At 61.0% G+C, this 25,267-nt stretch carries 17 protein-coding genes and 1 pseudogene; 5 read left to right on the plus strand and 13 right to left on the minus strand.

The window, feature by feature from the left end; all coding sequences use genetic code 11:
- Positions 1 to 3: 3 nt before the first annotated feature.
- The 4 genes from XH85_RS22870 to XH85_RS45275 all read right to left on the minus strand — a co-directional run bounded on the left by XH85_RS22870 (position 4) and on the right by XH85_RS45275 (position 6,935).
- Positions 4 to 2,028 carry a hypothetical protein gene (locus tag XH85_RS22870; RefSeq protein ID WP_128933584.1) on the minus strand — a complete coding sequence of 675 codons (2,025 nt, stop codon included), beginning with the start codon at positions 2,026 to 2,028 and terminating at the stop codon, positions 4 to 6.
- A 258-nt stretch (positions 2,029 to 2,286) separates the two neighbouring features.
- Positions 2,287 to 3,147 carry an IS21-like element helper ATPase IstB gene (gene istB, locus XH85_RS22875; protein WP_276339393.1) on the minus strand — a complete coding sequence of 287 codons (861 nt, stop codon included), beginning with the start codon at positions 3,145 to 3,147 and terminating at the stop codon, positions 2,287 to 2,289.
- Complete coding sequence (gene istA, locus XH85_RS22880) at positions 3,147 to 4,451, minus strand: IS21 family transposase (RefSeq protein ID WP_128931560.1); 1,305 nt, start codon at positions 4,449 to 4,451, stop codon at positions 3,147 to 3,149. The genes istB and istA overlap by 1 nt, the downstream gene beginning before the upstream one ends.
- A gap of 15 nt (positions 4,452 to 4,466) precedes the next feature.
- Positions 4,467 to 6,935: a hypothetical protein gene (locus XH85_RS45275; protein WP_164940820.1), complete on the minus strand. Its 2,469-nt coding sequence runs from the start codon at positions 6,933 to 6,935 to the stop codon at positions 4,467 to 4,469.
- A 355-nt stretch (positions 6,936 to 7,290) separates the two neighbouring features.
- On the opposite strand from XH85_RS45275, the gene XH85_RS22890 reads away from it, so the two are divergent.
- Entirely contained in the window at positions 7,291 to 8,511 is a 1,221-nt protein-coding gene (locus XH85_RS22890) for a DNA cytosine methyltransferase (RefSeq protein WP_208758052.1), read from the plus strand.
- 47 nt (positions 8,512 to 8,558) lie between these two features.
- Positions 8,559 to 8,969, plus strand: a complete 411-nt coding sequence (locus XH85_RS48090; RefSeq protein ID WP_128933586.1) for a very short patch repair endonuclease — start codon at positions 8,559 to 8,561, stop codon at positions 8,967 to 8,969.
- Between the two features lie 347 nt (positions 8,970 to 9,316).
- On the opposite strand, the gene XH85_RS22900 is transcribed toward XH85_RS48090, so the two are convergent.
- The 8 genes and pseudogenes from XH85_RS22900 to XH85_RS22940 all read right to left on the minus strand — a co-directional run bounded on the left by XH85_RS22900 (position 9,317) and on the right by XH85_RS22940 (position 19,090).
- Positions 9,317 to 9,532, minus strand: coding sequence for a hypothetical protein (locus tag XH85_RS22900; protein WP_128933587.1), 216 nt, complete (start codon positions 9,530 to 9,532; stop codon positions 9,317 to 9,319).
- 714 nt (positions 9,533 to 10,246) lie between these two features.
- A complete protein-coding gene (locus tag XH85_RS22905) occupies positions 10,247 to 12,007 on the minus strand; it encodes an adenylate/guanylate cyclase domain-containing protein (protein WP_128933588.1) in 1,761 nt (586 codons plus the stop codon).
- Positions 12,008 to 12,320: 313 nt separating this feature from the next.
- Entirely contained in the window at positions 12,321 to 12,854 is a 534-nt protein-coding gene (locus XH85_RS22910; protein WP_128933589.1) for a hypothetical protein, read from the minus strand.
- A 404-nt stretch (positions 12,855 to 13,258) separates the two neighbouring features.
- The gene (locus tag XH85_RS22915; RefSeq protein WP_128933590.1) at positions 13,259 to 13,711 is read right to left on the minus strand and encodes a cupin domain-containing protein; all 453 of its coding nucleotides are present in this window, start codon (positions 13,709 to 13,711) and stop codon (positions 13,259 to 13,261) included.
- 1,171 nt (positions 13,712 to 14,882) lie between these two features.
- A pseudogene (locus tag XH85_RS22925) lies at positions 14,883 to 15,637 on the minus strand (outer membrane protein).
- Positions 15,638 to 16,410: 773 nt separating this feature from the next.
- Positions 16,411 to 16,815 carry a hypothetical protein gene (locus XH85_RS22930; protein WP_128933591.1) on the minus strand — a complete coding sequence of 135 codons (405 nt, stop codon included), beginning with the start codon at positions 16,813 to 16,815 and terminating at the stop codon, positions 16,411 to 16,413.
- Positions 16,816 to 16,916: 101 nt separating this feature from the next.
- Positions 16,917 to 17,321 (minus strand): response regulator, encoded by a 405-nt coding sequence (locus XH85_RS22935; RefSeq protein ID WP_128933592.1) that lies wholly within the window; start codon positions 17,319 to 17,321, stop codon positions 16,917 to 16,919.
- Positions 17,322 to 17,686: 365 nt separating this feature from the next.
- Positions 17,687 to 19,090, minus strand: a complete 1,404-nt coding sequence (locus tag XH85_RS22940; protein ID WP_164940822.1) for a tyrosine-type recombinase/integrase — start codon at positions 19,088 to 19,090, stop codon at positions 17,687 to 17,689.
- Positions 19,091 to 19,902: 812 nt separating this feature from the next.
- On the opposite strand from XH85_RS22940, the gene XH85_RS22950 reads away from it, so the two are divergent.
- From XH85_RS22950 to XH85_RS22965, 3 genes are all read left to right on the plus strand, one after another.
- Entirely contained in the window at positions 19,903 to 21,072 is a 1,170-nt protein-coding gene (locus XH85_RS22950; RefSeq protein WP_128933593.1) for an IS481 family transposase, read from the plus strand.
- 771 nt (positions 21,073 to 21,843) lie between these two features.
- Positions 21,844 to 23,565 (plus strand): dihydroxy-acid dehydratase, encoded by a 1,722-nt coding sequence (gene ilvD, locus XH85_RS22960; protein WP_128933595.1) that lies wholly within the window; start codon positions 21,844 to 21,846, stop codon positions 23,563 to 23,565.
- Positions 23,552 to 24,376, plus strand: coding sequence for a tetratricopeptide repeat protein (locus XH85_RS22965; protein WP_128933596.1), 825 nt, complete (start codon positions 23,552 to 23,554; stop codon positions 24,374 to 24,376). The genes ilvD and XH85_RS22965 overlap by 14 nt, the downstream gene beginning before the upstream one ends.
- Positions 24,377 to 24,428: 52 nt before the next feature.
- Here XH85_RS22965 and xth read toward each other — a convergent pair whose 3' ends face one another.
- Positions 24,429 to 25,226 (minus strand): exodeoxyribonuclease III, encoded by a 798-nt coding sequence (gene xth / locus XH85_RS22970; protein ID WP_128933597.1) that lies wholly within the window; start codon positions 25,224 to 25,226, stop codon positions 24,429 to 24,431.
- Between the last annotated feature and the right edge of the window lie 41 nt (positions 25,227 to 25,267).

A 25,267-nucleotide genomic window follows, 5' to 3' on the forward strand; every position in this document is an offset into this window, starting at 1 on the left:
AGTTCATTCTTGGTGGCTGAGCAGTTCGCGCAGCCAATTAGCGCCCTTGCTCAGGCGCGAAGAGATTTCAGCGTCTGCCCCGCTAGCGTCCGCGAAGGCGGACAGCCAAGACTTGGTGTCTATCTCGGTTGCGACAGCGAGAGAGGAGCGATAAATCGACGCCAGCCGTCGAAGGCGAACACCGTCCGTGTTGTCTTCGAATTCCGTCAAAATGCCTAAGATGTCGTCGCTAATCGGCAAAGGCATGGAGGCTGCATCGAAGCACGCGGGCGAAGGTTCGCGTCCCGATGCGCGAGCGAGAATGTAGGGCGTTAATCGCGCATTAGGGGCCGGTGTGAGCGCGACGACCGATTGGTCCATGTCTTGCCATATGCGACCTTTGTCCAGTAACGAGGGGCCAATCGAGGCAAAGACAAGTAGATTGGAGGGGCGTCGAGAGTCCTTCAACAAGTCGACCAGTGTCGGCAACCATAGGTCAACGGGCGTCCGATGAAGACCTTCCAGCAACACCACGCGGAAACGACGTGGATCGTAACGGGCAGCAGCCCAAGCGCGTCCGAATGCGGCCGGTCGGGAATTTGAGGGCTGTCGCCACAGGTCATCAACGCACAGGATCGCTGGATCCAGAATGTGGCGGACCACCTCGCCCCCACTAATTGCACCCGCATAGCACCTGACCAACTCCGCCGCTCGATCCTCGGGAAATACTACAAGTTCGCCCGAACGAGCTGCGACGTCGACCAGCAGCAGATCTGTCAGGTCGTAACCGCAGCGAAAGGAGCTATTGCGCAATATTTGACTGAACTTAGTCCACTCGTGAAAAGGTCTTTGAGTGAAGTCTGGCTTGGTCCAAGGTGCGCCAGGCGCAGCCAGGAGTCCGAATTCTTGTGCTGGTTCTTTCAGTCGCGCCCCGATCCTAGCCGCGAGCATGCCGACGGTTTCCTCCGTGCTGAGCGCGGCGTCGCTAAGCTGTGAAAGTACCATCGACAACTCGTCTTTGAGTGCCTGACGCGCTCCTTCGGCGTCGGACATGGCTTGCTGAACTTCCTTGCGTTCACGGTCGGCTCTTGCGGAGAGTTCGGCGACCTCGGAGGCTAGGCGATCGCGTTCGGCGGACAATGGCTCCATTTCTTTGTCGAGCTCTTGGAGTATCCGGTCCTCTAGCTCATCTCTGAGTTTCGTTTCTATTTCCTCACGTCGCGAGGCAAGCTGAACCTCTACTGGACGCAGCGCACAAATCGCGTCCAAGAGTTCGTCGGTGAGCTGCACGTTGTGAGCGAGGTCTGATGCGAACGATTGAAGGCGCTCACGAAACGAATTCCATTCCGCGCCTGCGGTTGGAAGTAGATTGGCTCGAGTAAGATACGCTACGAATTGAGAGATTTGAGCACGTGTCAGCGAACTATCGGCTTGCGGAGCTGCCCTGCGAAGACGCTTGAGTACAGCTTCCAAAAAATCCGAGTCCCTGCACCAGTTGAGAGCGCCAGCGGGGGCGCCGATGGTAATCCCGGGGACGGCGATCCATCGGCCTCCGATACGATCGCCTTCGAAAAGTCGTGCGTCGAATACGTAGGCGCTAAGCGTTTCCAATCCATCAATGTTGGCTACCCAACGACCTAGCGTGGGATGCCGCTCCATCTTCACCACCACGCATATGCCATCCTTAAGAGCCGCTATGATGCTATCGGTAGCCGGTATCAGGGATTGCACACCTCGTTCGACCAATGCGCGACGAGCTTCCTCTGGTGCAACAAGTCGAAAATCCAATACCTCAGTGACCGGCCGCGGATCGACCGCTACGTATCGATCGGGTCCGGAGTCGATACGTGGATTTGGCTCGACGCCGAATGTCAAAGGATCTCCCTCTCGGAAGCTATTCAAACGCGGCGCGAATACTCTGCCTTCGGTTGGTAGGGCCTTAGTCCAGTCGGCATACACGCGCCAGCGCCCCTCAAGTGCTTGAGCCACGGGGTCGATCCGCGTGTAGGGTTTTGGATCATAGGCCGGGTGGCCAAGATACAATGTCATCAGTTTTCGCTCGCGGTCTGTGGCACGAACCAGGATGGTCGCCGACCAAGTCGGCGCTGCTCGGCCACGTATTGATAAAATGGTTTGTGCTTTGGCTCGGAATTGATGGAGATCGCCGCCCCAAACGCTCGCCCAACCCAACGCGCCCCTTCAGCATCCGAAGGATACACATATATCCAACTGCCATCTGGGCGCAGTGTCAAACGCCATCCGGAACTGCCCCCTTTGCGTCATGAAGAACTGCCCCCACCGTCTGGGTTATGATCTCGGTTGAAGGTTGTTTCCGACGGTGACGGGCCGGAGGGAGGCGGAGCCGACCGGAGGGCCGTCACCGGCGGGCGGCGGCTGGATGAGGCCGCTCTTGCGCTTGGCGCGGAGCCGGTAACTGTCGCCGCGGATCGTCAGCACGTGGCTGTGGTGCAAGAGCCGGTCGAGGATCGCGGTGGCGACCACGGGATCGGCGAACACGGTGCCCCATTCGGCAACACTGCGGTTCGAGGTAATCAGCATGGCGCCAGTTTCGTAGCGCCGGCTGACAAGTTGGAAGAACAGATGTGCCGCGTCAGGTTCCAGCGGCAGGTAGCCGAGCTCGTCGACGATCAGTAGCTTTGGCTTCGACAGCGCGAGCAGTTTCTCGTCCAGACGCCGTTCGCCATGCGCCTTGGCAAGGCCCGCGACCAGCGTCGTCGCCGTGGTGAACTGCACCGTGTACCCGGCCAGGATCGCCTCTCGCCCGAGCGCGATCGACAGATGCGTCTTACCGACGCCCGGCGGTCCGAGCAGCAGCACGTTCTCGCCGTTGGCGATCCAACGTGACGCGGCCAGGTCGCGGATCTGCTTCGGATCGATCGACTGCTGCGCCTCGAAGTCGAAGCCCGCCAGTTCCTTCACGGCAGGGAAGTGTGCGAGCTTCAGCGCCATCTCGATGCGGCGATGATCCTTGCGAGCGATCTCGCGCTCGCACAGCAGGATCAGCGTCTCACGCGCCGACAGGTTCGCGCGCGCCGCCTCGTCGAGCAGGCTGTCGAGCTGATCGCGGATGCCGGAGAGCTGCAATCGCGCCAGCATGGCATCGAGCGGATCGGCCGTTGCTTCCATTATCTTCTTTGCCCGCGCCATCAGAAGCTTCCTCCGACCACGGCTTCGTATTCGGCAAGAGGGCGTAACAACGACGGTGGTGGAGACGGCGCCAGCACCGCCGCGATCTCCGCCCGGCGGACCGCGCCATCGCAACCAGCAACACCATCGAGATGAGCGGAGTCGACGATCCGCAGCCGGCGTCCCTCCGATTGCTTGTGGAGCGCAACCTGGTGCAATCCATGGCGGATCCGCACTTCGCCGGCCGCGATCGTCACCGCCACGCGCTCGCCAATCAGGCGCCACGGCACTGAGTAGCTGTTCGTGTCGATCTCGACGGCGCAATCATTGCCGACGACGCGGGTCAGTTCACGCAAGGATCCGAACGATGGCTGCCCGCCGAGCGGCTTCAACCGATGTATCTCGTCACGCGCGAAGCGAATGATCGGCGCCTCGCCGGTCGTGCCGTGGATACGAACGTTCGCAACCTCACGCTCCCACCTGTCGAGATGCGCCTCGAATGCTTCCCAGCTTGGGAAGGAATGACCGGCGATCGCGTTCTTCTTCACGTAGCCGACGCCGTTCTCCGTCTTGCCCTTCGTGCGCGCCCGATATGGCGCGCAAGCGCGAGGACGGAAGCCCCAATGTTTTGCGAAGGCTATCAGCTTGTCGTTAAACTGAACCGACCGGCTCACCGCGTCGTGGCGCACGACAAGCGCCCGAGGATTGTCCATCAGCACTTCCTCCGGCACACCGCTGAAGGTCGTGAATGCACTCTCGAGCCCGGCGAACCAATGCTCCTGCCTCTCGGCCCGGAACGCACGCACATGGAGCCGTCGCGAATGCCCGAGCGTTGCCACGAACACGAATGCCTTGACTTTCGCCCCTCCGATCTCGACCAGGCGCTCCCCGAAGTCGATCTGCAGCTGCCGGCCCGGCGGCGTCTCAAACCGCGTCGTCGCCAGCGCCTCCGCCTTCAGCGCCTGGCGATAGGGCTGCACGGCGCGTTGCAGCGTCCGCCGGCTGACGATCACGCCTTTCTCGGCCAACAGGTCCTGGCGCACCACGTCGGCATTGCCGCGATGCCGAATGAGCCTCTCGCGCAGCCAACCCTCAAGGCCGTCGAGACGCTTCGGCCGCTCAGGCGACTTGAACGGCTTCACCCCGCCCGCCGCCACGTAGTCCTTCACCGTGTGATGGCTGCAGCCCAGCTGCCGCGCAATCCGCTTCACACCCCACCCGCACGCCCTCAGGCGCAACATCTCCGCCACGTCATCCGGCGTCTTCATCACCTGCCCCCGTGGATCACTCCACGTCGAGCCTTCAGTGATTCGTTCCTGCTTCATTCACTCTCTCCTCAGCTATCCGAGGAGGGGGCAATTCCTCGTGACGCTGAGGGGGCAGTTTTCCATGGCGCGCGACAGACGCAGCACTGGACCGGATGCTCGTAAGCTGCGGATTGCTAGCGTCCGCGCTATAGGCATCGGCAAATGACCGCCCCTGAAGCGCCGAACGAACGTTTTCGAAGTCCAATCAAAAAGAGATTCTTTGCGTCTACGATACGCTTCGAGAACAGCGAGCGTCCGTGAAGTGGTCAGGAATGCCTTGTCATTATCGATGATCCGATAGAGGTCGCGATCGTCTCCGCGTTCTCGGACCAGCCGTTCAAGCCGAACGCTTCCTTCCGAGACGGCGATCTTGTCTGGCGCTAAAAAGAGACCAAGGTCGAACCGCCAAATTCCCTTCAATAACCGACCTTGGCCTGTTCTGGATTCGACGGGCCAGCAGGCAGGAGCAGCGTCCACGTGTGGCCGCCTGTGTTGCTGAATTGTCCAGGCGAGATCATTGGAAAGAGCTCGAATGTCGCCTTGCACGATCACGGTCGGGGGAGCCCACGCGGATACACCAGCGCGGACGATGACCTGACTCCCTGTGGCAGCCGCGGCGTCGCCAAGGCGGCGGCGTGCGGCCGTTCCAAGTGCCCCTCGAACAACCGCCATATGTGGGGTCACGACCTCGAAATAGGGGCTACGCAATCGCCAGATGCGCGCGCGCCAGGATGTTGAAACCACCGGTTCCAACCAGTCGCCTTCAGCCAAACTGCGGAGGAAATCCCATTCGAAATGAGGTGTCGGCAGCACGCTCTGTAGCATTTTGATGAGTACATTTTCGGCCCAGCCGCGCGGTGGGCTTGCATAAACAGCCTCCAAAATGTCCCACAATAGTTCGTCGACCGGCTCTTCGCTGAGCGCCTCTGTGCGACGAAATTCCTCGTGCATTTCGCCGGTAACGAGCAACTCACGTTCGGATTCGAAAGTTGAATTCTCCGCTGGAAATTCCCAACGTTCCGGAACTTCTTCTTCGAAGCAGATGACCTGTTCTGTCTCCAATGCCGACTCAATCGCCCGCACACGCCAGCGTCCGGCAATCGGTTTCTCGGCAAGCAGGCTCCAAGTCGGCGCACGACCGGAGAGTGTGAGCGATCCAGTCGTCACTCCAATACTTTCAAGGGAAACGGTGCTGCCTTGAGAGGCGGTCAACGTCGGTAGAAAGGCGGGACGCCCCAGCCAAGTTGAGTGACCAGTCTTCACTCCATCGGCAAAGGACAGATCAACGAGCCGCAATCCGGTGGCCGGCGCGAGCCCAAGGCGACGTCGAAGCCCCGTCAAGGCATGCGGATCTAGCTTCCCTGATACGAGCCATCCTGCCTCAAGGGAACGCCAGGTCGTATCCAATGGCCAGCTAGCCGCTAAACTTTCTGCTCGCGCAAGTATCACCACAGTACAGTCCATGGGCAGGTCGCTGTCCCCCATTGACCAAGTGGCGCCGGGCGCTTCGCTAAGCATTAGCACTCCTTGACGGAGCGCCTCGGCTATCTCGGTGGGGAGGGTTACTGCACGGAGATCTGCTAACTGCTGGATGGAGCCCTCCCAAGCAGGCTGCTCACCGAGTACTGCCCGTCCCCGAAACAATGCAAGACTGACTTCGTCCTGTTCGTAGCCGCCGAATCGAACGTCCAGGCGCCAGCGCAGGCTTCGGGGATCACCTTCTTCGTCGGCGAGACGGACCTCAATGCTCTGGACGAGTCGCCAAAATCTGTGGCCGAAGAGCATGCGACGGCGAGCGCGGATACTCGTGGCGAAATCGTCGAGCGCGACCGCTACCGCATTCGGTAGAAGGTGGGAGTAGTTAGACCGAGCGAGCTCCTGGACAAGCCGTTCGGGCGTGCGGCGCGTAGCGGGTGAAAGCCTTCTCAGGATCTGTGTAAGGGCACTGCGATCGCGCCAGGACGGGAAAGCGATGCGCACCGCATGCCCGATTAGCGTCGCGTGGCCGGGGTCGGGCAGAACAATGCGACGGAATGGTTCCCCGGCAGCTCGCTTTCGGTCGCACCACCTAGCCACCGACCTCCATAACTCATTCACTCCGTCCACGGCGTGGAACGGGCCATCCGCGTCCAACAATTCGCCGAGTCGAATGCGGAAATTATGAGTACTACCTGCACCAGTGTCGGTGGCCGAAACCAGACAGGTCAGAACTAGAAACCGAAAGTAGGTAGGAACGTCTGCATCACGTGCGGGCGGTCCATAATCTCCCGACAGCCAGCCTTCGATGCTGGAGCGGCTGAAATGCGCGACGAAGGCTTGCTGTGCCTCATGATCTCCAATCCCCTCGATCCCTGAGGCAGTTGCAATCTCAGCGGGAGTGGCATCGAGAAAGGAAAGGGGCGCTCCGCCGGACGGCCCGTCGGACCTCAGATAGTGAACTACGAGACGGTGCTCCCACTCCGCAGGAGACAATGTCCCATCTAGGGCGTGCGCAGCAGACAAGCTTGAACGTCTCCCCCCGGGCGAGAACGCCCTTACCGCGCTTCGCTGATTCAATTACCATTTTGTTAGCTTTGGATGGAGACGCTGGCAATCCTGGGAAACCACGCCAACGGAGCTTTGGGACCGTAAAAAAGTCCAATGCGGCTCCAATAGAAGTGCGCACTGGGATACCTACTGGCGCCTTTGGGCGTCGCAAATAGGGGGCGATGATAGCCGCCGGATCGCAATGCGGAGCCCAGCCCCAACCGAACATCAACCGGGGATAGTAATGGCCTTTCGATTTTTGCTCGAGTAGATTCTTCACTTGTGCTATGTCCTCTGACGACGGCCGACAAAATTACTGAGGAAGAAGAGATTGCTGAAACGGACACCCTTCGAAATCAACGAGAAGGGAACGCAGCTAATACGAAGTGAGACGAGTGGAGATCGGTCCAAGCGAACCAAGCACTCGGTAGTGGGTGTTTTCGCTGGGATCGGGGGAATAGAGCAGGGTTTCCGACGCGAGGGGCATGAGAGCATCCTGCTCTGCGAGGCTGATGTTCGTGCGCGCCAAGTCCTCGGGCGCCGATTCGCCAACGTGCGTGTGTCCGAGGACGTGAGAGACCTCAAGTCGTTGCCGGAATGCGGAATCGTCGCTGCAGGTTTCCCTTGCCAAGATCTGAGCCAGGCCGGACGCACGCGCGGGATTCAGGGACCTAACTCCGGCCTCATCGATGTATTGCTCAAACTTCTAAAGAACTCGCGCCCAGGACCACGATGGCTTGTTCTTGAGAACGTTCCCTTCATGCTGAGTCTCGATCGAGGACGCGCAATCGAAAGGATCGTTTCCAAACTCGAAGGCATGGGTTTTGCTTGGGCTTACCGCACGGTGGACGCACGAGCCTTCGGCCTACCGCAGCGACGACGTAGGGTGGTGATTCTGGCGTCCCGTCAGGCCGATCCCCGCGCCGCTCTCCTCGGTGATGATGCAGGTGTTCCCGAGCCGAGCGCTCGTGGAGCGCATGCCTGCGGTTTCTACTGGACGGAGGGGAATACTGGGCTTGGCTGGGCGATAAATGCGATACCTCCGCTGAAGGGCGGGTCCGGCGTTCACATTCCCTCGCCACCAGCGATTTGGTTTCCCCGGCGACGGTTCGTCGCTGTTCCCACGATCGAAGCGGCCGAGCGTCTGCAGGGCTTCGAGGCCGGATGGACAGGCCTGGAAGGGGAGGAGCCGAAATATGCCCGGGAGCGCTGGCGTTTGGTTGGTAACGCCGTGAGCGTCCCGTTCGCTCAATGGATTGCTGGACGATTGGATGTCGCCGAGATTTACGATGAAGGGAATGATGATGGTCTCCGAACAACCCGGGGCTGGCCTTCCGCCGGCTGGGGTTTCGAAGGTCGGCGCGGATGTTCAGCGGTGTCTGAGTGGCCCGTTTCCAAACCCGCAGAGCACTTGGCCCGGTTCCTTGGCAGCGGTATCGTTCCGCTTTCTAGGAAAGCCGCCTCGGGTTTTCTCTCCCGGCTTGAGCGAAGCAACTTGCGCTCCGAGGAGGCCTTTCGACGTGACTTACGACATCATATCTCGCAGCAATGACGAGCCCACTATTCATTGACCCGGTCTCGCCGGTTACCACCAAGCGAATGTCCGTAACACGGGGGCGCAGCAACGCGCGTGAACGATTGATCCGATCGGAGCTTCACAAGCGCGGATTGCGATTCCGATTGCACCAGCGTCTGCTGAAGACGAAGCGACGTACCGTCGACATTGTCTTTCCTAGAGCGCAGGTGGCCGTTTTTGTCGACGGCTGCTTCTGGCATGGGTGTCCACTCCACCGCACCTGGCCAAAGAACAATGCTAAATGGTGGCGGGAAAAGATCGAAACGAATATCGCACGCGACCGAGATACCGATCGGCAGCTTCTTGCGCTTGGTTGGACCGTTGTTCGTATCTGGGAGCATGAGCAAGTTAGCGAAGTGGTCGACCAAATTGAACGCGTCGTTCGGTCGGGCATTTCCGCCCTCAGGCGGCACCGAGGCGCTCATCGGACCTAGTGGCGGCTAAGGGACGAGCCGCCGGTTCCGCTCTTTCACCACCTCGCGTTCGTAGATCCCAGACCGAAACGATGAACAAGCCGTGTCTTACGCTAATGCTCATCCGCCGCTTCTTGGACTTTTTCTGCGAGCCGCTTAACCAACTCGGGATGTGCTTCTGGCGGCAATCCGGCCTGCTCCATATCGGCTATCGGGGGTGGACCGGAAATCGCGCGCACGCGCCGCCACGGCTCTAAACAGGCGTGGCCGAGGGCAGACGCTATTCAAGGCATGGTTGATCCATACCAAGCGATAGAGGGCGGGATGACAGGCTCCCTTCGGCTTAAAATCGCAACCTCAACCGAATTTCATTGCTGAGCCCGCTTTTCCGTCAGCATGACCACATCGACCACGCGGAAAGATGCCGGAGGGTCGTAGATTAGCCTGAGGTGCGACGGCCGGGTGGTGAAGTCTGGCGCAACATCGAAGTCGCCGGACTCAAGTGCTGCGATCAAGAGTCTTACCGCGTCACGGTCACTCAGTTCGGTATGCCGCAGCGCATCGACCAGCGTCTCAAGCGTCATCCCTTCCTGCAGGAGCAGGCGGGCGGCAGGGTCTAGATGGACCTGCCGCAGCGCACCCAACAATTGAGGCGACCGACTGCGGGTCGTCCATCGCTCGTCATAGCGGGAAAACAGCAGCGATCGTGAGCACAACCGCAGCTCGCCAAACGCTAGTTACCACGACACGGATGACGCCCAAATTGCAGAGTTACCGATTCGATGTGGCCAGCGTTCGTCGGACTGTCCAGCGATCCCAGCACTCACACTCTTGAGCGACTGAGGTGCAAGGCGCTTGGTCTAGCCACAGATCGTTAGGAACGCTCTTTGGGTGCAGTTGGTATCCGCGCCCGCGTGTATCATGGGAGGCCCCAGGGCATGGCGTATTACGTCACCTTGATCCCGAACTATTGACCCACACGCGCCGCTGCCTTTTGGCGTTTGCTCGGCGGCGCGTTTGGCGCGGCGGACAGGCGGTTGCTCCACTTCCTGTTCGCCGCGTATCTGTCGAGTGTAGCCCCTCGCAGGAGCGGACTGTGTCCGCTTAAGGTCCAACAGCGGCGCAAAAGCTGACATTTTATAACTGCCGCTTTGGGCCAATTGGGCGACATTCTGTCGCTCATCCGACGACTTCTCCGTCCGGTGTAAAGGTTAGATGCGCAGACATCGCATGTGGCCACCGAATAACCGAAGTCTCGAAAGCAACGGTCAAGTTAACGTTTCCTTCCTTCAGCGGTATCATTCGGGGAGCCCGGCTCGCCGCAATCCTTCTTCGTATCGCGAGATGTCTTCGGCACGCCGATAAGGTCCCAGCACGTTTTTGAGATTGGAAACCCGCAGTGTAGGATTGAGTTGGCGCAGGCGCACGACCGCCTTCTGCGCTTGATCGAGCCTTCCCGACATCGCATTGCTCGCAGCGCCAATACGAAGTAGAGGTTGAGAGTTTGGATTGTCCTGCAACGCCATTGCCGCCCACGATGCCGCTTCGTCATAGCGACTTAGGAAAAAATGTGCATGCGCAGTCCCAGCTCGCATCGGTGCACCCCACGGATCAAGTGGGCTTAGGCGTATGGCACGCTTGAAGCGCTCGATCGCTAGCTCGTATTCGCCGAGCCAGTTCTTTACCCAGCCACCGCAATCCCACGCCTCGGCCACATTGGAATTGAGCGCAAGCGCGCGATCGATTAAGGCGGCGCCTCGATCGAGATCGCGAACAACATATGCCAATGCCCATCCGCTATCAGCGAGCGCGATTGCATCATCCCTACCTAGCTCAACCGCCCGCTGAGCGAGCCTCGATACCTCGGCCACCTCCTCCGGTGTGAGTGAAATCCAGCCAAAGGCCTTGGCATTGGCATAGCAAAAGGCGGCACGAGCGTAGGCTGTCGCAAAGTAGGGGTCCAGCTCGATCGCGCTGTTGAATAGGTGCAGTGCCTCGCTGCACGCTTGCTGACTAGCATCCTGATAGGACTTAGCTAAACCGCGCAAGTAGTGATCATAGGCGTCAAGACGCTCGGTTGCCTTGCGTGTGGCACGCTCTATCTCGGCTCTCTCCACCGCCGGCGCGATTGCTCCGACAATGCTCTCCGTCACCTGGTCCTGCAGATCGAAAATGTCGCCGAGCCCACCATCAAACCGGTTCGCCCAAAGATGCGCGCCAGTAGCGGTATCGATAAGCTGTCCCGTGATGCGCACCCGGTTTGCCGCCCTGCGAACGCTTCCTTCCAACACATAGCGAACTCCAAGCTCACGCCCGACTACCTTCACGTCGACGGCGCGACCCTTGTACGCGAAGCTGGAATTGCGGGCGATGACAAACAGCGCCTTGAAATGAGATAGCGCCGTGATGATGTCCTCGACCATTCCATCGGCAAGGTAGTCCTGTTCGGGATCCCCGCTCATGTTGGTGAAAGGTAATACCGCAATCGACGGTTTGTCCGGAAGCGCCAGTGCGGGGCTTGCCGATTGCGTCCGCAGCTCTGTAGCTGGTGCTGGCACTCGGAATACGTGGACCGGTCGAGCGATGTTCTTGAGCTGCCGCTCGCCGAGATCCTCAAAGACCAGATCTAGCTTGTCGCGTACTTGATCGTGCACGACTCTGCTCACGCAAATCCCATTGGCTTCGGCGAGGGCTTCGAGCCGTGCCGCAACATTGACACCATCGCCGTAAATATCGTCGCCGTCGATGATAATGTCCCCGAGATTGACGCCGACGCGGAACTCGATGCGATGGTCCGCCGGGACGTCCTCATTGCGACCCTGCATAGCGCGCTGTACCTCGACGGCGCATTCGACGGCTTCGATCACGCTCGAGAATTCGATCAGGAGGCCATCGCCTGTTGTCTTGACGATGCGGCCCTGGTGCTCGGCAATGTTCGGCGCGATCAGTTCTCGTTGATGCGTCTTGAGCGCCGCCAAGGTCTCGGCTTCGTCGACACCCATCAGCCGGCTGTAGCCGACAACGTCGGCGGCGACGATAGCGGCGAGCTTCCGGGCCATGCCCACACCCGTTCAGGTTCGAGGGCTAGAGCCAGTCTACCCGAATAGGCGCCGATGGTCATCAGGTCCGTAGCGTTTCCGTAATTCCGTTATGGGTCAAAGGCTGCCCTCGTTAGCCAGCATGATCTTGGTCGGGTCACCTGTATGAAGCGGACATCCCCGCGCTCTGGGCTGAGGTCAGCGACGGGGCCAGGAACGGACATACTCAGGCAAACGCAGCCGCAAGACTTCTCGTTCGAAATGCAAAGGCCTCGCTCGGTTTCGGCCGCAGCGGGGCCGGTCTAGAGGCTCTCATGCAAGTGCGGCCAAATGTTCATTTGGTCGGGTCAGGTCGCGAACTTCCGACGGTAGCCGGAATTTTGTACTCGCCGCGGAGTTCATCCCATAGGGCGGTGTCGCTGACTAGCACGACGTGGTACTCACCGCGGCCCGTGATCCCTGTATATTTTCCCGTGCCGCCAGTGAACTCGAAGGTGCCGCGGAACTCTTTCGGCTTCGCGTCTTTCAGGACGTACTTGGCAAAGACCTTGGATCCGTCGGCCTCTGTGAAGGTCTTATGGCCGCCGCTGGAATTGCCAGCGTCCGTTAGATCAACGACCTGGTAGCGGGCTTTGTCGAGGAAGGGCTTGCCATCGGCATTGAACACAGCGCCGTCGTATTCGGTGACCGACACCGTGTGGTCAGCCTTGTCTTCCAGCTTCACGCTCTTACTGGACAGGGTGACCAGAACGGCTCGACCGAACCATTGGCCCGCTTCTTCTGCGAAGGCCGGGACAGCGGCCGCCGGGACTGCCAAAGCAAGCACAACACAACCGCACATCCACGATGAATTGAGATGATACCTCATGGTGTTCCTCCCAGATGGGTTGCAGGTTACAAATTTGGTTGGAGCAAGTATCTCCATCATCGATTTCCACGATGGCAATCATACCCTGCTTCGAAGGAGGCCTTGCGCAGAACGATGTATGGATGATGCGTCTATTAGACGCGTAGTCCTGCACGTTTCCGTTCAGATCGCGGCGCTGCCAAAAGATGCGCGACTCACGCGCTGCAGCATGTCTATTCGATCACCTCATCGGCGCGGATAAGTAATGAGGGCGGCACGGTGAGGCCGCTCGCACTCTCCCACTACGCGAGACGATGTCCGCGTCGTCAGTCGAGGTTCGCGGGAGACAGGTCCGGTCTACCCCTGACAGCGGGCCCGACTCCGGGACACGAGTAGTTGGTTGCGCCGCCCCTTGGCGCTTTTTTTTACTTCTTGCGCGGGTCGTCGGCCGGGTTGATGAACTCGATGCCCCCTGGCCCGGTGAACACAATTTGGACGATCGTCTCCTCGTTTGTCGTCCAAACATAATGGGGATGCTTCGCTGTCAGCGCGAATACGGAACCCGCCTTCAACAACTCCCCTTGCGAGGGGTCGAACTTTTCCCCCATGGCATTCCCGAAGCTGCCACTCATCACAGTGACGACCTCGGCGTAAGGATGTGTGTGCGGGGCAACTTTATAGTTCGGGGGGAATTTCACGCGTTGGACGATTGTCTCGGCTTTGGTCGGGTCACCGACCAAGATCACAGTTTGCACATCTTTGAAGACCGGATGCTCCGTCCATGTTAGCCCATCGGGCTTGACTACTTTCATCGCGTTTTGGGCCATCGCAGGACCTGCGAACAGGATCAATGTCGCGACGACAAAAGACTTTTTCATCCTAACCTCCCAATTAGCGAAGCTGGACAGCGTAAATTTTACGGCAAAATACAGAATCGGGCACCAGGCCATTAGGGGGTAGCTTGAACGGTCCATCGCCCACCAAGTCCGAATTGGGTCAAAATGCGAAGAACTCAGGCTGAGCACATCAAGTCCGCTACGGTCCACTGACCCGACTTCACTGATCAGAGAGGTCGTCGAGACTTTCGTGCCTAAGCGAGCGCCACTTGCTGTTTGCCCCGGTAAATGGGGTAGGAGCCGTTTACCAGGCTTTACGCAAGCCTGCGCGTCCTCCATAGGCCCCCGCCGACAGCGCACAGGCGGCGCTCCCACGTAATCAAACTGCAAAATCGCCCGGGCGAAATATCCGCGAGGGGGGCGGTCGCGCGTCCCCGCGCCTAAGGGCGCGGCGCTGCGTGCGGCAATCATGACCCCCGGCTACACTGGCTGCTCTCTAGCGCGTCGATGCCCCAAAGGCGGATGCGGGTGCCGTAGAGTTCTATCGCGTCGCCATCGATGATGCTGGCTTGGCCGATCAGGTCAGCAGACGCGGCCACCTCGATCAGCCCGCAAGGAGCAGCGACACGATTTTGACCATTCGCCGTAACATCGGGAGGCCAGTGCTCGGCTTCCTCCACTCCATGGCGGAGGAGTGAGTGGTATAGGTCCTCGACGTAGCGGCGGGCCTCTATGCTGCCAACGCAGCGCAAGCTCGGGATTGGTCATCCATCGATAATGCAATCGGCGAAAGCTTCCGAGCTATCTTTGCCAGTTCTTCCAGTGTCAGTGCTACCCCATCTACGCCGTCGTGCGATCTTCCTTGTCCGGCCCCGCAATACGATCCCGAGCGCATCGTCCGGCAATGGGCGCTGCAATGCCTTCGCCTCGTCCCATGGCGCGCGCATCCAAACATCGCGCTCCTCGTCGGTGGTCAGTATGACCGGCATGGCTTTGGGGTGGATCGGCGCGACCACGGCGTTGGCATTTGTGGTCAAGAACCCGTAGACCAAGTGTGGTCCGGGGATTGGCTTGGACTTGGTACCCCGATCGCCCTTGAACTCGGTCCGCATGCCGGGCAACAGCGGCCGGTCATCGTTCTCAGCGAGAACCGGGCCGCATGTCTCCGGCTAGCGTCGGCATGGCGACCGATGGCTTGTGTTTGTAACGCAAGTCAGTATTTCGCGACGACCGGGCCGCCCCAGCGGTAGTTCACACGGACCAAACCGATGTCGACGTCCTGACCAATACGGGCGGTTGCAGCAACAGCGCCCGCAGCGTCCACGAAGTTCACGTCTCTATCGCCCATAAACAGGTGGTCGTATTCAACGCCGACGGACCAGTTCGGGGCGAAGCTAAATTCGAGGCCGGCCCCCACCGCACCACCCCAGCGGGTTTCGCTTCCGCTGACGATAGTCAGCCCGGTCGGAATATCGAAAGCTCTGTATTTGTCGCTGACGACCGCTGCACCGCCTTTCACGTAGAGCAGCACGTTATTCCAGGCATAGCCAACTTGACCTGTGAACAGGCCGAACGCATCGATCTTGGTTTCATTCTGGATGTCCGGGGCGGCGAGGTTGGCGTTGGACCCCTTGAAATCAGCCCAGTTGCCCTGCGCCTCCACCCCGAACACCCAGCCCGCCGTCTGCCAGCGGTAGCCGATCTGACCGCCGACCGTGCCCCGGTTGCATCGTGGCACCCCAAGGGGACGGGCGGAGCAATGGGCACGCCACCGACATTGATCAGATCCCAGCACTTATGGGCGGAGCCGCCGCCGCCATTGAGGCCGGCGTAGAAGCCGCTCCAGTCGTAGATCGGGGCGACCACCGGCTGCGGCGCTTTGGTGTATGGGCGAGCCGCCAAATCAGCGGCGGAGGCAGGAGCGGCGAGTGTGATGAGGGCAACGGTGCCCACCAACATTTTCTTCATTTTTTCAAATCCAGTAACGCCCCAGCATGCAACCTATCATTGTTCGCCGAAGTGTCTGTCACCCGAGCGCCACATCGCCCGAGAAAATAGAAAGTTCTTCAACCGGACGTTGGCCGCCGCCGTCGCGGATAGTCATCAAGGATTGCCACGGGCCACGAGAAAATCTTCCGGTCGCCGAAGAGCGGCGACTTAATGACTGCGACCGGGCGGTTCTCACGTCCATGCGAGCCGCCAACCCTTACGGCGTGGAACGGTCAGTGTTGGCTCCCGTTACACCGGTCCAACCACAATGAGGGACTTCCACATGTTGAAGATCGCTCTTGCCTTGGCGGCATCCGCAGCCGCGCTGACAACTACTCCGCTTGCCGTTCCGGCCAACGCCCAAGGCTTCAAGATGGCCCCAGGCGTTGATGTTCAGATCGGACGGGACCGCGAGGACCGCTACTACAGGGACCGTGATTACAGGGACCGTGACCGGTACGACCGCGACACCACAGTTGGCGTCGGTCCAGGAGGCGTTACCGTCGGCCCAAGACAGCGCTGCCGCACAGAGACTGTCACGGTCGAACGTGATGGCCGCATGGTTACGCGCAGGGAGCGCCGCTGCGACTAATTCCGTCGTCCGAGTGAAAAGGGCGGAGTTATACCGGGCTGGCCTAGGGGCCACATCATGGTGCACGCCGCAAAAAGGCGGGCGAGCTTGCCGTTCGACCCCAGCCGTTGGCCGCGCCATGTGGCCAGGGGGGCGCAAAACTCCGTCTCGTTCTTAGCATTCAGCGGGACCGCTTTGGCAATTTCGAGAGTTTAGCCGGGTTGAATTGTGGTCTCGGCTTGATCGCTTCTGGCGCGGGCGTCTGTTGTTCGCTCAGAATGAGCGTTCCCTCAAGCACCACTCCCGGCACCTGATCCGTTGTGCCGACGTAGCGAGCTATCTTGCCGGGGCACGTTCCCTCAAGACGAAGCGTAAGGTCATCTGCGCCGAAGACCGTGGCATGTCCTTCGGTGTGTCTTTTGATCGTAACAATCGCGGTGAACCGGTCACCGTCTGTCTGGCAAGAGCCGCTGTACGTCATGATGCTATCACAACCCCAGATTTGCCCGTCCGCGACATGAGCGATACCGGTTCCATTGCCCAGCGGGGTTCTAAACCACGCACTGTATGTGCCGTCCTTCAACATGGGAGCAATCCTCCCCTTGCATTCGCAATGTGAATGATCGGACCATCAGCACTAATATTTGGTAAAATCCTGCGTTCGGACGATCCCGGTGCAGACGATGGTTAGGCCGGGTCCTTGGGGGTGAGTGGAGGCGTGCCGCCGTTTAGGAGTTGGGAAACGGCGGTGACCAGTTGGGCGGAGGCAAATGGCTTCTGTAAAAGAACGCTGTTTGGCACGCCTTGCGAGGACCACTCGTGACCGGCACCGGCGGTGATGTAGATGACGGGGAATGTCGGATCGATCTCTCGTGCCCGGCGGGCGGTGACCCAACCGTGCGTTCTGCCCCGCAGGCCGATATCCGTAACGAGTGCGCGGTAGTTTTCCGCGCGGCCCGTGAGCAGGGCGATCGCTTCCTCATCCGACGCCGCTATCGCCGGTTCAAAGCCGCCGTCACTCAGCGCATCCTCGATGATGTGCTGTATATCGGCATCGTCCTCGACAACCAAGATTACCGGCTTCTCTGCCAAGGCGCTCCCCCGCTCAGGCAAAACCGGTGAATACGCGCAGCGGTAGACAAGTTCCCGAAAAATCACCAAAGGGGCCGGGCTTCATTCACCCGGCGGAGCCAAGCGTCTTGGCGGCGCTCCGATCTCGCTACCGTAGACGCCCGGATCGAATTGCCAGCACAATTCGCGCTAGAACGCAGTTCGCACCGGGGCTGGCAATCTCAGCACGGAAACATAATTCATTCCGGTGGGCCGCAGAGCAATCTGCGGCCATTTTGCATTCTCACCCTTCGCAGCGGACGGAATTCCGCATTGGGCCGATGCGAACCCGCCCAGCGGTGCGCTGGCCGGGCTTTAAATTCCCAAATTGCGGGACTGGCGCTTGGTCAGGCGACGAGCCGCAGTCCGGTGTCCGGTTGCCGCAATGGTGCAGGCTCGGCGATAATCCGCCGCAGTTCGGCGGCCCACGCCTGCAGGACTTCCCGCTTCTCTTTCACCTCGCGATCCTCGGCGCGGACGTAGTGCTTGCCGGTGACGGGCGGGAGCTTGATGCCGTCCTCCGTCGTCACGCGATGATCCAAGCAAAGCGCAATCTTCGCCATCGGCTGACCGATCCGACGCGCCCAACTCGCCGCTGTCCGCCGCAGATCGTGTGGCGTGAACGGCCGCAGGCCGAGCAGTGCGCAGATGCCGGGCGTCCTGACCTTGCCCTTGCGCTTGTCGCCACGCAGCGCGTCAGCCATCGCTTTGCGGTGCATCGGCTTGTTGTCGAGGGGGCTGGCGAATACGAAATCCTTGTTGTTGCCCTTCAATGCCTCCCGGATGATCTCCATCGCGAGGCTCGGCAGCGGCTGTTGGATCATTCGCCGTTTCTTCACCCGCTTGAGTGGCACGTCGAGGCGCGGCTGCTCGCCGTCGAGGTCAATCAGTTCGTTGCGGTGCGCGCCGAGCAGTTCGGCCGAGCGCAGCATGGTGGCCAACTCGAACTTGAGTGCGAGCCGGGTCCTGCGGTCCCATGACGTCATCAGGTCGTCGCGGTCGAGGCCGTGCCAGAAAATCCTGATCTCGTCCTCGGTCAGCACGCGGGTGCGCGGATGCTCCGGGTCGAGCGGCTCAAGATCACTGCAAGGGTTGGCGGTGATGTACTCGCGCCGCAATGCCCACCGGAACATGCCCGACGCCGCCTTGCGCATGTGACGCGCGTTGCTGACCGACGCCTTGCCGCCGTGCCGACCCGCCACGATGTCGTCCGACAACGCCTGAATGTCGCCCCGGGTGACGTCGGCTGCGATCTTCCGGCCGAGCTTCGAGCCGATGAAGCGGCGCAAATGGCTCGCGGTGTTCTCCCAACTTTCCAGCCGGGGCCGCATCTCGCCGTCCGCCTTCCGGACTGGCGTCTTCATCCAGTCGATCCGCTCCTCGATGATCTCGTCGACGGACTTGCCCCGCTTCGCCTGCCGCTCTTTCCGGTCGCGGAAGGTTTCAGCGATCGCCGCAGCACCTGTGCCCCGCAGGCCATAGACCTTGCTCCGGGCATCATCGACGGTGAAGGTCTCGGGGTTATACACGCCGAGCCAGCCGGTGCGCTGCTTGCCGGTCTGCGGATCGGTGAACTTAATCGAGAAGGTCGCCACGCCCGCCGTGGTGATGCTGACATACAGGCCGGGGCATTTGCGATCGTAGAACTTGACCCGTTTGGGCACCCGCCTTTCGCAAAGGCGGTTGGTTAGGATGACGCTGCCGTTGCGGGCGCGCTTGCCAGCGGGGGCGGCGGTGATGGTAGTATCCATTTCGGTTTCGGCTCCTAAGGCTTGGGACCAAAGGGCTCGGCTTTGGGACTTTCAGTTTGTCGTGCGGACGCTGAAAGGCTTAGGGCCGGGCCCTAGATTTGACGAAACCCGCCGAAGCGCCCCGAAACAGGCTAGTCGAAAAAGGCTTGTTTCAAAGGGTTTTTGTAGTTTCGGCGTGTTTCACCGAATGCCAAAATATAGACGTGTGGTCCTGGCCGTCGTTGCTACGGTCAAGCCCTGGCGGATGCGGCATTGGCGTCAACCGGCGCGGTGTCGGCGACTTTCGCTGGGGTGAGGGAGGCCAGAAGGAACTCGGCTCCCGGGAGAGCACGGCATAAGCCGTCAAACCACTGCGCAGGGAAGGCCGTGTGTTGGGCTTCACCTGTATGCTGCTGTGCGGTCTTCTCTGCGTGTGCTTTTCGCGCAGCGGACCGCGGGTGCCGCCGGCACCCGGCCTTCCCTGCGCCCTCTTGGATTTCGAGGGGGGAGAGATCAAGCAAAGCTCGGGCGAAACGCGCCGCGAGGATGCGAAGGCGTGTCTGCAACGCAGATGCGAATTGGAGAGCGACGCCATTGCCCCTTGCTCCGTCATTGCGAGGAGCCCTTGCGACGAAGCAATCCAGAATCTTGCCGCGGAGGGATGCTGGATTGCTTCGCTTGCGCTCGCAATGACGAGCCTGTGGCACGCGCACGCACACACTCGCTGTCATCGCCCGGTCAAGTGTTCAGCCCTGGGACATGACCGACGGGTGTTCGGGGACATAGCCGACACATCATAGTGCAGGGATTTGGCGGTAAAGGAGGCCAAGTCGATGCCCTGGCGAGAGGTGTCGGTGATGGATCAGCGGCGGGAGTTCGTGCGGCTTGCGATGCAGGAGGGAGCGAACCGGCGGGAGCTCTGCCGGCGGTTCAATATCCATCCCGACACGGGCTACAAGTGGCTTGCACGATGGCAAGCGGATCAGAATGTCAACGACCGCTCGCGCCGACCGCATGCGAGCCCGGGACAGACCGATTGCGAGCTCGAGGCACGTATTCTCGCGGTGCGCGATGCCCATCCGGCATGGGGAGCTCGCAAGATAGCTCACTGCCTGGAGCGCAATGGTTTGCGTTCGCCAGCAGTCTCAACAGTTCATCAGATCTTGCGTCGGTCTGGCCGCATCAAGCCTCCGATCGGCGGCCCGATGGCAAGCCAGCGTTTCGAGATGCCGGCCCCCAATCTGTTGTGGCAGATGGACTTCAAAGGCTGGGTTCGGCTCGGCAATGATACCCAGTGCCATCCTCTGACGGTGGTGGATGACCACTCCCGCTATGATCTGTGTCTGCAGGCCTGTGCCGATCAACGCACAGATGCCGTGCGCAGCCGCCTGGAGAAGACCTTTCGCCACTACGGGCTCCCGGAGGCCTTCTTCGTCGACAATGGTTCGCCCTGGGGTGATCCTTCCGGCGAGCGATGGACACGGTTCTCGGTGTGGCTGCTCAAGCTTGGCGTCGCCGTCATCCGCAGCCGCCCATATCACCCGCAAAGCCGCGGCAAGAATGAACGATTCCACCGCACCCTCGCGGCTGAGGTGTTCGCACTGCGACAGTTCCGCGATCTCGCAGAGACGCAGCGTGCCTTCGACGCCTGGCGGGAAGTCTACAACTTCGAACGGCCACACGAGGCGCTCGGACAACAGGTCCCGGCCAGTCGATATCGGCCCAGCCAGCGACCAATGCCCGATCGATTGCCACAGGTCGAATACGACAGCCATGAGATCGTGCGCCGCGTCTCCACGACCAAGGCCTATGTCAGCTTCAAGGGACGTCTGTGGAAAGTGCCACAGGCCTTCCGTGGCGAGCGCCTCGCCATCCGCCCCTCGGCAAACGATGCGCAATACGGGATCTTCTTTGCCGCCCACCAAATCGCTATCATCGACTTGGCGAGCGGAGAAAGTGTCGGCTATGTCCCCGAACACCCGTCGGTCATGTCCCCGGGCTGAACACTTGACCGGGCGATCCAGTACTCCGAGACGGAAGTGATTGAACCGAGAGGCCGCGGCGTACTGGATTCCCCGCCTTCGCGGGGAATGACAGTGGCAGTTGGAGGACGACGGCAGTGCCCCTTGCTCCGTCATTGCGAGGAGCCCTTGCGACGAAGCAATCCAGAGTCTTGCCGCGGACTGATTCTGGATTGCTTCGCTGCGCTCGCAATGCCGATGTGGAGGCGGCGTGCGCCACACTGCGCTCTCGTGCCCCCGACGCAGCGCTGCGTCACCCTGGCGATGCGAAGCATCGTCCAGCGACGATGCGCTGCAGAGCCGGGGCCCATGTCGCTGCGTCGTACCGTGTGGCCCTGGATCCCGGCTCTGCGCCGCAACCGCTGCGCGTCCGGGACATGAGAGGGGCTCGGTGGTGCAGCAGGGTGGCGCCGACTCAGCCGAGCTGCCTCATCGTCAAACGGGGGCGCGCTGCCCGTGCTGTGAAATCGGAAGTTGTGGATCATCATCCCTGCGAGGGTATCTTGGTAGGACAATCCGTGTCTTCCACGCCACGATTGTTGTGTTCAAGCAACAGTGATTGGTGTTTTAACCCTCATCACCGGCCGTTCGCATCAGCGCCGCTTTTTGGCCACACCCGAACATGAATAAAATCACTCTAATGATTTAAGGGCAGCGGCAGTCTTCGACGGCGACGGGAAATCCCAAGGTCGATTCAAATCTTGGCTCTGATTTTTCGGGTCTGAAAGGGTTGACCGGGGAAACTGGTTTGCGATGAGCGCGAAGATTGACAAGCAGAGGCTGCCGAGCCGTCACGTGACGGAAGGCCCTGCGCGCGCGCCGCATCGGTCCTACTTCTACGCCATGGGTCTGACCACCGAGCAGATCCACCAGCCCTTCGTCGGCGTCGCCTCGTGCTGGAATGAGGCCGCCCCCTGCAACATCGCCCTGATGCGCCAGGCGCAGGCGGTGAAGAAGGGTGTGGCGTCGGCCGGCGGGACCCCCCGCGAATTCTGCACCATCACCGTCACCGACGGCATCGCCATGGGCCATGACGGCATGCGCTCCTCGCTGCCGTCGCGCGAATGCATCGCCGACTCGGTCGAGCTGACGGTCCGCGGTCACGCCTACGACGCCCTGGTCGGCCTGGCCGGCTGCGACAAGTCGCTGCCGGGCATGATGATGGCGATGGTCCGTCTCAACGTGCCGTCGATTTTCATTTACGGCGGCTCGATCCTGCCCGGCAATTTCCGCGGGCAACAGGTCACCGTGCAGGACATGTTCGAGGCAGTCGGCAAGCATTCGGTCGGCGCCATGTCGGACGAGGATCTCGACGAGATCGAGCGCGTGGCCTGCCCCTCGGCGGGCGCCTGCGGCGCGCAGTTCACCGCCAACACCATGGCGACCGTCTCCGAGGCGATCGGCCTTGCGCTGCCTTACTCGGCCGGTGCCCCCGCACCTTATGAAATCCGCGACGCCTTCTGCATGACCGCGGGCGAGAAGGTGATGGACCTGATCGCCTCCAACATCCGGCCGCGCGACATCGTCACCCGCAAGGCGTTGGAGAATGCCGCTGCCGTGGTCGCCGCATCCGGCGGCTCGACCAATGCTGCGCTGCACCTGCCGGCGATCGCGCACGAGGCGGGCATTAAGTTTGACTTATTCGACGTCGCCGAAATCTTCAAAAAGACACCATATATCGCTGATTTGAAGCCGGGCGGCCGTTATGTCGCCAAAGACATGTTTGAAGTAGGTGGCATACCGCTTCTGATGAAGACGCTGCTCGACAACGGCTTCCTGCACGGTGATTGCATTACCGTCACGGGCCGCACGATCGCCGAAAACCTCAAGAGCGTGAAGTGGAATCCGCACCAAGACGTGGTGCACCCGGCAGACAAACCCATCACCGTCACGGGCGGTGTGGTCGGTCTGAAGGGCAATTTGGCGCCAGAAGGTGCGATCGTGAAAGTCGCGGGAATGTCCAACCTCAGGTTTACCGGTCCGGCCAGGTGCTTTGACCGTGAGGAGGACGCTTTCGAGGCGGTTCAGAAGCGCACCTACCGCGAAGGCGAAGTCATCGTGATCCGCTACGAGGGGCCGAAGGGCGGCCCGGGCATGCGGGAGATGCTCCAGACCACCGCGGCGTTGACCGGCCAGGGCATGGGCGGCAAGATCGCGCTCATCACCGACGGCCGCTTCTCCGGCGCCACCCGCGGCTTCTGCATCGGCCATGTCGGGCCCGAGGCCGCAATTGGCGGCCCGATCGGGCTGCTCGAGGACGGCGACATCATCGAGATCGACGCCGTCGCCGGTACCCTTAACGTAAAATTGAGCGACCAGGAGCTCGCCCAGCGCAAGACCAAATGGGCGGCTCGCGCGACTAACCACACGTCGGGTGCGCTCTGGAAGTATGCTCAGCAGGTTGGACCAGCGCTCGGGGGGGCGGTGACCCATCCGGGCGGCGCGCACGAGAAACAGTGCTATGCGGACATCTAGGCGTGCGATAGTTGCGTTTATGTTGGGGGCTGCTGTGCTGGCCGCGCCGGCGCTCGCCTTCGACGGCGCGCCGGTCAACAAGGATGCGACCATCCCGGTCGTGACCACCTTGCCAGGGGCTGCGAATACGGTTCGCACCAGAGTTCCGCCGGCGGTCGCATCCCAGGAAACCTCGCTCAGCGCCCTGCAATATGCCGCCGAGGGCGGTCACCCCATCGCGCAGTGGAAGCTCGGCCGCATGTACGCCAATGGCGACGGCGTCGCCCAGGACGATCTGCGCGCCTTCGAATATTTCAGCCGCATCGCCAACGCGCATGCCGAGGACAGCCCCTCGGCGCCGCAAGCGCAGATCGTGGCCAACGCCTTCGTCGCGCTCGGCCGCTACTATCTCAGCGGCATCCCGAACTCGAAGATCAAGTCGGATCCGGAGCGGGCGCGGGAGATGTTCTCCTATGCCGCGTCCTATTTCGGCAACGCGGATGCGCAGTACGATCTGGCCCGCCTGTACCTGAAGACGCCGGACGCCTCGCGCGAGGATTTCCGTTATGGCGCGCGCTGGCTCGGCCTCGCCGCGCAGAAGGGCCAGCATCAGGCCCAGGCGCTACTCGGCCAGATGCTGTTCAACGGCGACCGCCTGCCGCGACAGGCCGCGCGCGGCCTGATGTGGCTGACGCTGGCCCGGGACAGCGCCGGGGCCGAGGAGACCTGGATCAAGGAAAGCTACAACCGCGCCTTCGCCAAGGCCTCCGACGACGACCGCGCCATGTGCCTGCAAATGCTGGAGCAGTGGGTGCAGGGCCGCCGTGAATAGCTCGGTCCCGTAGGGTGGGCAAAGCACAGCGTGCCCACCACCTGATCGGCGCTTACGCCGCTTCGAGATCGAGATCCGCCCACACCGGTACATGGTCCGACGGCTTCTCCCAGCCGCGCACATAGCTGTCGATACCGACATTGGCGAGCCGGTCACTGGCCTGCGGCGACAGCAGCAAATGGTCGATGCGCAGGCCTTGGTTCTTCTGCCAGGCCCCGGCCTGATAGTCCCAGAAGGTGTAGAGCCCTCCCTCATCCGTGACCGCCCGCAAGGCGTCGGTCAGGCCGATCCCGAGCAGGGACTGAAAGCTCTCCCGTGTCTCGGCCTTGAACAGGGCGTCCTCGGTCCAGGCGGCGGGATTGTACACGTCGCGCCCATGCGGGATGACGTTGAAATCGCCGGCGAGGATCAGCGGGACCTCCTCCTTGAGGCGCTCCTTCGAATACTCAAGAAGCCGCGACATCCATTTGAGCTTGTAGGGATATTTGTCGGTGCCGACCGGATTGCCGTTGGGCAGATAGAGGCAGGCAATGCGCAACACCCCCTGCTTGAGCGTCACCACGCCTTCGAGGAAGCGGGCATGCGCATCCTCGTCGTCGCCGGCGAGGCCCGACTTGGTCTCGTCGAACCGGAGCTTGGAGAGCAGGGCGACGCCGTTGAACGTCTTCTGCCCGTGCGTGACCACGTTGTAGCCGAGCGCCTCGATCTCCAGCCGCGGGAAGGCTTCGTCGACGCACTTGATCTCCTGAAGGCAGACGATGTCCGGCTGGCACTCCTTCAGCCAGGTCAGCAGCAGGTCGATGCGCTGCCTGACCGAGTTCACGTTCCAGGTGGCTACTCTGATGGGCATTGGAGGGCTCCAGGCGGGAGCCACCGTTAGAACAAAATGCA

It is taken from the genome of Bradyrhizobium zhanjiangense (assembly GCF_004114935.1).
GTDB lineage: Bacteria > Pseudomonadota > Alphaproteobacteria > Rhizobiales > Xanthobacteraceae > Bradyrhizobium > Bradyrhizobium zhanjiangense.

Excerpts from the sequence above, each read along its gene's own strand:
- XH85_RS22870 (WP_128933584.1), bottom strand. The coding sequence starts at position 2,028 with ATGACATTGTATCTTGGCCACCCGGCCTATGATCCAAAACCCTACACG.
- istB (WP_276339393.1), bottom strand. The coding sequence starts at position 3,147 with ATGGCGCGGGCAAAGAAGATAATGGAAGCAACGGCCGATCCGCTCGAT.
- istA (WP_128931560.1), bottom strand. The coding sequence starts at position 4,451 with ATGAAGCAGGAACGAATCACTGAAGGCTCGACGTGGAGTGATCCACGG.
- XH85_RS48090 (WP_128933586.1), top strand. The coding sequence starts at position 8,559 with ATGTCCGTAACACGGGGGCGCAGCAACGCGCGTGAACGATTGATCCGA.
- XH85_RS22900 (WP_128933587.1), bottom strand. The coding sequence starts at position 9,532 with ATGACGCTTGAGACGCTGGTCGATGCGCTGCGGCATACCGAACTGAGT.
- XH85_RS22905 (WP_128933588.1), bottom strand. The coding sequence starts at position 12,007 with ATGGCCCGGAAGCTCGCCGCTATCGTCGCCGCCGACGTTGTCGGCTAC.
- XH85_RS22910 (WP_128933589.1), bottom strand. The coding sequence starts at position 12,854 with ATGAGGTATCATCTCAATTCATCGTGGATGTGCGGTTGTGTTGTGCTT.
- XH85_RS22915 (WP_128933590.1), bottom strand. The coding sequence starts at position 13,711 with ATGAAAAAGTCTTTTGTCGTCGCGACATTGATCCTGTTCGCAGGTCCT.
- XH85_RS22930 (WP_128933591.1), bottom strand. The coding sequence starts at position 16,815 with ATGTTGAAGGACGGCACATACAGTGCGTGGTTTAGAACCCCGCTGGGC.
- XH85_RS22940 (WP_164940822.1), bottom strand. The coding sequence starts at position 19,090 with ATGGATACTACCATCACCGCCGCCCCCGCTGGCAAGCGCGCCCGCAAC.
- XH85_RS22950 (WP_128933593.1), top strand. The coding sequence starts at position 19,903 with ATGCCCTGGCGAGAGGTGTCGGTGATGGATCAGCGGCGGGAGTTCGTG.
- ilvD (WP_128933595.1), top strand. The coding sequence starts at position 21,844 with ATGAGCGCGAAGATTGACAAGCAGAGGCTGCCGAGCCGTCACGTGACG.
- XH85_RS22965 (WP_128933596.1), top strand. The coding sequence starts at position 23,552 with ATGCGGACATCTAGGCGTGCGATAGTTGCGTTTATGTTGGGGGCTGCT.
- xth (WP_128933597.1), bottom strand. The coding sequence starts at position 25,226 with ATGCCCATCAGAGTAGCCACCTGGAACGTGAACTCGGTCAGGCAGCGC.